The organism is Natroniella acetigena (assembly GCF_023227745.1).
Classification (GTDB): domain Bacteria; phylum Bacillota; class Halanaerobiia; order Halobacteroidales; family Halobacteroidaceae; genus Natroniella; species Natroniella acetigena.
On record NZ_JALKBX010000092.1, the window covers coordinates 1 to 4,737 of the forward strand.

Here is a 4,737-nt window from a genome sequence, read left to right on the forward strand (position 1 = left end):
TAATTTTCATATAGGTTGATATTAGGTATGTCAGCTAATTTATTTTTCACAAAAATCGAGGAAGAACCTAAATAATATATTTTTTTGTCAAGTCCCAATATAACATAAAAAATTATTTATAACCTGTCCTTCTTAAAAACTGCTACCCTAGTGTAAATCAACTTATAATAACGGGCCAATATCTGCAATTATTATACACAATATCTAAGACAGCCAACTCCTAAGATTGGCACAAAGTTGGCCCGAAAAGAAAAAAGACAGATCTTTTTAAGATCTGACTAGGTGTTAATCTGTCCATGAATTTATACTAACACAAATAGCTTATTAAATAGCAATCTGTTTACTACGTTCTTTATCAGCTTGTACAACACTTAAATCTTCTTTTATTTGTTTAGCTAAAATTTTTGCCATTTTAACTGGAACAGCATTACCCACCATCTTATATCCATCATTGAGTTTTTCATAGAAAAACTTAAAATCATCGGGAAATGATTGGATTCTAGCTGATTCTCTAATGGATAAGCGTCTATAATTATTACATTGAAATTCCCATTTATCTCTTTTCACTTTAACCATTGGTTTTGCTGCAGGATGAATTTTGGCATGACGACCACTAGCCTCAACTGTATATGCTTGTTCATCCCAACCCCGCCTTCTATTTCTTGACATATATCTGGAAGAAAATCCACCTATATAATATTCATGACCATTGATCTCTAACTGATCACCATTAGTGTAATTCTTATCTTTAGCAGATACAGGTTCAGGTAAATCTCCGATAGTTTCCCGTAAAGTCTTTTTAGCTGTTGATTCTAATTTATCAAAATCAAACTTCAAATCTAAATCCTCTCTATAACCAATAATAAAGACCCTCTTTCTTGTTTGACAAACACCATAATCTGCTACATTAATCTTTTTATATTCAACCTTGTATCCAATACTCTTCATCAAATTCAGTATCTCTTTAAATTCATCTATATTATTTTTATATGTAATTCCAGGTACATTCTCTGCCAAAAAGAATTTAGGTTTTTTATCCCTTAAGACCCTGATATATTCATAAAAAAGTTTTCCCCGATTATCATCAATCCCACCTAGTGAACCAGCGATACTCCAAGATTGACATGGTGGGCCTCCTATTATTCCATCAGCCTCAGGAATTTCTTCTGATTCAATATCAACAATTGATCTAGTATCCAACTTTGTACCAGGATGATTGTATTCATAAGTTTCTTTAATTTTTTCATTATATTCATTGGCCCAACCGACATTAAAGCCAGCTTGTCTAAATCCCAGATCTAATCCTCCACAGCCAGCAAATAATGAAACAACATCTATTTCTTCTTTTGGATTATTGTTTGTTGTCATAATCCCCCTCCTCTTTCAGCATATTATTAGCATATTGTTATAGTAACACTTTTATTTTTAAAATGCAAAGCTTTTAAAAATAAGAGAAAAGACAATTTATAAACTTATCTTTTTTTCCCACCTTTCAGCTGGACTATCTATTAATTGAGTATCAAATTTCAAAGAAGATTCAACTTTACTACTAGCAGTATGTATTCTCATATTAATGTTCCACCCATTATCTAAAATAATACGAACTCTATTTGGAGTCCCTCTACTACTTTTAGCAGCTGAAACTTCTAGACAATTAGTAGGAAGAGGTAATTGTTCTCCAGCATTTAATTCACCACGTAAATTATAAGACTTCACAACTAATCTTTTCTTATTAAAATTTGCTTTAGCTTTATAAAAGTCTTTTTCACCAACTAAATAAATGATTAGGTTCTTCATCACTTTTTCACCATATTTATTAAAGGCTCTATTTAGATAATTTGCTACTGCATCACACGCGGGCTTATATAATAATTCATTCTTTTTATCTCCTAGTTCTTTAAATTTAATTATATCATTTCGGTCACAATATTCTTCTAAATTATTAAAAGTATCCCTTATATCATTCCAATATTGCTCATCCGCAGGTACTCCAAGCCATTCTTCCCCAATATCTATCCTTGGACTAACTCTTTGATGTCTAGCAGCATCGTGATTTGATTTTAAAGAAATTCCTACTTCTTTATCTCTCTTTTCATTAAAAAATCTTATGTCTGTTACATCTTTTTTTCCACTCTTTTCTCCAGTTTTTTCTACAAAAATGCAATCAAATATATCATCATCTAAATTTTCAAAAAAATTCATTAATTCAATACTTGCAGTTTCCATTTCTTTTGCCATAGTTTTAGGTAGCTTATTAAAGTACTTTTCTCCCTTGGTTTTACACCAATCAATTGTTTCAGGAGTAGCCTCACAATTAAAAACATCTAAAGCTGATCTAATATTTGCATATTCAAATGCATAACCCCTTTGGGCAGGAGTAGGACTCATAAAAATTCCTCCTTCTTAATTTTATTATCTCCTTTAGCCATTTAATGAAAATAGAAAACAATATATTAAGCTTCCATTAATAGTACTTATATGTAAAATTGCTTTTTACCTTCATATATTCTATCTTTTATTTATACAAATAAGAATCCCTCTGAAGATGATTTAATGAAACCTCGTTTAAATTCTTTAATAAAAAGTAATCTTAGACAATTTGTAATTTCTAAATTGCAATAATAAATAACATCAATAGATTTGGCCAACATCTGCAACAATATCTAAGGCAGCCAACTGCCAAGATTGGCACAAACTTGGCCCGAAAAGAAAAAAGCCAGATCTATTTAAGATCTGACTAGATGTTTGGGGTTGGCCAATACCAAAAACAAACGGGATAGTAGTACTGACACAATCACTCAGTACCACTATCCCTAATTACGATGGCCCCATTTCAGTCGCTCCAAGACAGCATAGCTACAAGCTGACTAAAGAACAAGTCAGCACCCGGTATCTATACTGCTTTCCACTCCTTCAACCGGGCCAGGCTTTAATTTTTAGAAAAGATTTAACAACCCAATCGGCTAATGTTTAAAAATCCCCTCCAGCAAAACCATCTTTTCCCTCAAATCCCTCCCCCCAAACCCCCTACCCATCAACTCCCTTTGCGGACAGGCTCGCATAACCACCGAGCCAAAAAAGGTGCCATTATTTTGGGGGGAGGGGTACTTGAGGGACAACATTTGAGATGATGAGAAATCTCACAGAATTTCTCATCTATTCTCATTTTGCTTCCAGGGATTTTTCGAAAGGATTTAAATTTTTCTTAGCCGCTATTAACTGGTTTATCTGAAGTTCAATATTTTGGTTAAACACTTATCTTAATTTTTAAATTTCAAGTATTCTTTTAAGTCTGATCTTAATATTTTTTCTAACTCTCCCCAGTTATCAGAACTTGTTTCCGCAAATAGAAAAGCAAAAACTCCATATTTATTATAATCTATTCTTCTCATTTCTAAAGGGTTTTCAAAATAAGAACTAAACTTTTCATAATTAATTCCTATAATATCATTAGAATTTATATCATTAGGTAAATCTGCAACAACAATACTATAAATTTTATCTTCTTTATTTTTAAGTATCTTTTCCCAGCTGGGTTCTTTCTGCTTGAAAAAATACTCATATACATTTATTTCATAAGCATAATAAGCTACATCTGTTGTACACCAACCTGCAAATCTCATCGGATTTACTTCGATAGGAACTATATTCCCATCATTATCAACCCTAAATTCTATATGCATTGGAAATCCATTTAAATTTATTAATTTCCCCATTTCACTTAAAAAATCTAAGAATAAATTATGATACTTTTCTATTATTTTTTTAGAAGTTATGTAAACTCTATCATTTACATCTTCTCCCGAAGAAAAAATATGCTCTAAAATATTTAAAATCACTGGTTTTCCTTCATTATTATAATAAAGATCAATCGCAAATTCTTTTCCTTCTATATTTTCTTCTATAATAAATTTATTTGTATTTATCACTTCTTCTGGATAATTATCTCCCATATTATTAACTTCTTTTTTTAATTTTTTCCTAACCTTTTCCCACTCTAAAGCACTATTGACTTGATAAACTCCCATACTAAAAAATCCAACTGATGGTTTAATAATAAAAGGCATTTCAATTTCATCTATATTTATTTTATCTAATTTCTCAAAACTTATTTCTTTAAAATAAAAATCAGGATACATATCTCTTAATAATTTGCGGAATTTAAATTTATCCTTAAAAACATCAATCTTTTCAGGCAAATCAGTAAAAGATAAATTATTAGTTATCCAATCAATTGGATTCTCTGAATTACTATAAATTAATTTTTTTCCATTCTTAACTCTATTAACAAATTCTTTTTCTCCTAAAAAATTAATGTTCTCATTCAATTCAAATTCTTCCGTAGCTTCATTTTTCAAAACAGGCAAATTTAATTTTAATATTGTATCTTCTAAAAAATCTGATACATATGGTTTATCTAATATTAACACTATAATCATCCTTTCTAGTATTTGTTAAAAATAATATACTAAATATTCAATTTCAGATAACTTAATCTTCACGCACAATATTGACCATCAAAAGACATTATTAATACTATTTTACTACATCTTTCCTAAAACTTAAACCAAAATTTACATAAAGAAAAAACCAGCTCTATTAAGAACTGGCCAACAAGTTATCTCGTTTCATCATTTCAACAATCTTCTTATCTAATTTCCGACTAACAGCCTGTACACCTTCATCTAATAAATCCTTACCTTCAGCCTCTTTAGCCATCCTTCTCCGCAAAAATTC

At 30.3% G+C, this 4,737-nt stretch carries 5 protein-coding genes; all 5 read right to left on the reverse strand.

Annotation, left to right across the window (positions count from 1 at the left end; translation table 11 throughout):
* Positions 1-324: 324 nt before the first annotated feature.
* Entirely contained in the window at positions 325-1,368 is a 1,044-nt protein-coding gene (locus tag MWH25_RS12500) for a DNA cytosine methyltransferase (protein ID WP_248627985.1), read from the reverse strand.
* 96 nt (positions 1,369-1,464) lie between these two features.
* Entirely contained in the window at positions 1,465-2,388 is a 924-nt protein-coding gene (locus MWH25_RS12505) for a HaeIII family restriction endonuclease (RefSeq protein ID WP_248627986.1), read from the reverse strand.
* 243 nt (positions 2,389-2,631) lie between these two features.
* Complete coding sequence (locus tag MWH25_RS12510) at positions 2,632-2,808, reverse strand: hypothetical protein (protein ID WP_248627987.1); 177 nt, start codon at positions 2,806-2,808, stop codon at positions 2,632-2,634.
* A 452-nt stretch (positions 2,809-3,260) separates the two neighbouring features.
* The gene (locus MWH25_RS12515) at positions 3,261-4,430 is read right to left on the reverse strand and encodes an ATP-grasp domain-containing protein (RefSeq protein ID WP_248627988.1); all 1,170 of its coding nucleotides are present in this window, start codon (positions 4,428-4,430) and stop codon (positions 3,261-3,263) included.
* Between the two features lie 169 nt (positions 4,431-4,599).
* Positions 4,600-4,731, reverse strand: coding sequence for an aspartyl-phosphate phosphatase Spo0E family protein (locus MWH25_RS13235; protein ID WP_428832833.1), 132 nt, complete (start codon positions 4,729-4,731; stop codon positions 4,600-4,602).
* Positions 4,732-4,737 lie beyond the last annotated feature (6 nt).

Bases quoted from the DNA above. Each gene is read 5' to 3' on its own strand.
- MWH25_RS12505 (WP_248627986.1), bottom strand. From the start codon at position 2,388: ATGAGTCCTACTCCTGCCCAAAGGGGTTATGCATTTGAATATGCAAAT.
- MWH25_RS12500 (WP_248627985.1), bottom strand. From the start codon at position 1,368: ATGACAACAAACAATAATCCAAAAGAAGAAATAGATGTTGTTTCATTA.